This window comes from Pseudanabaena sp. CCNP1317 (assembly GCF_034931345.1).
Classification (GTDB): Bacteria; Cyanobacteriota; Cyanobacteriia; order Pseudanabaenales; family Pseudanabaenaceae; genus Pseudanabaena; species Pseudanabaena galeata.
Genome location: NZ_JAYGIF010000091.1, coordinates 1 through 1,132, shown reverse-complemented (window position 1 = coordinate 1,132; position 1,132 = coordinate 1). Strand labels below are relative to the sequence as shown.

The 1,132-nt window shown below is 41.8% G+C and carries 1 pseudogene; it reads left to right on the top strand.

From position 1 onward, the window contains the following. Window positions 1-83: 83 nt before the first annotated feature. Window positions 84-1,126: pseudogene (locus VB775_RS15720) on the top strand (IS630 family transposase). Window positions 1,127-1,132 lie beyond the last annotated feature (6 nt).

The window sequence follows — 1,132 nt, the reverse complement described above, 5'->3', positions numbered from 1 at the left end:
TATACTTTAGACGGTCAGAACTTGAGCTTTGAGAAAATGGGATAATCGGCTAAAGAATTTAATACTGCCGCCAAAATTAATTCATGATTACAATCGAATTTTCAGAAGACGAGAAGAAAAAACTACTGCACGAAAGATTTCATCATCCTCATCCAAGGGTGCAGATCAAAATGGAAGCACTGTGGTTAAAAAGTCAAGGCATGGAGCATCAAGCTATTACCCAGTTGGTCGGGATTTCAGCAAACACCTTACGCAGTTATCTGCGTGAGTACGAAGACGGAGGCATTGAAAGACTTAAGGAGATCCGATTTCACCGTCCAAGTAGCAAGTTAATAGACCATGCACCAAGTATAGAAGCACATTTCCGTAAACACCCACCCGCAAGTATTAACGCAGCAATCGGAAACATTGAAACCCTCACGGGAATTCGTCGATCCCCCACCCAAGTCAGGCTATTTATGAAGCGCATGGGTATGAAATGTCTTAAGGTTGGTGTGTTTCCAGCCAAGGCAGATCCAGATGTACAGGAAACCTACAGACTCGAAGAGCTAGAACCTCGCATTGAAGAAGCTAAAGCAGGGAAAAGAGCCCTTTTTTTGTAGATGCAGCTCATTTCGTTATGGGGGCTTTTCTAGGATTTGTATGGTGTTTTGAGCGGTTGTTTGTGCGAGCACCCTGTGGACGCAAACGTTTTAATGTCCTAGCCGCATTAAATGCTATCACCCATGAAGTCATTACCGTCACCAATGACTCCTATATCAATGCTTTGAGTGTCTGTGAACTGCTCGAAAAATTGGCTACCCTCGGTTTATCCATCCCCATCACCCTCGTTTTAGACAATGCTCGATATCAAAAGTGTCAACTTGTCCAAGATTTAGCACATTCTCTCGGAATTGAGTTGCTCTTCCTGCCCAGTTATTCCCCTAACCTCAATCTCATTGAGCGATTCTGGAAATTTGTCAAACAAAAATGTTTGTACTCAAAATACTATGAGGATTTTACGTTGTTTCAGGATGCTATTTCTTCATGTATTGAGAACGCTCATATTAACCATAAAAAAGAACTGCTATCGCTACTCACTCTCCGTTTCCAAAATCTCAAAAAAGCTCAGATTATACCCGTTTAAAGTATA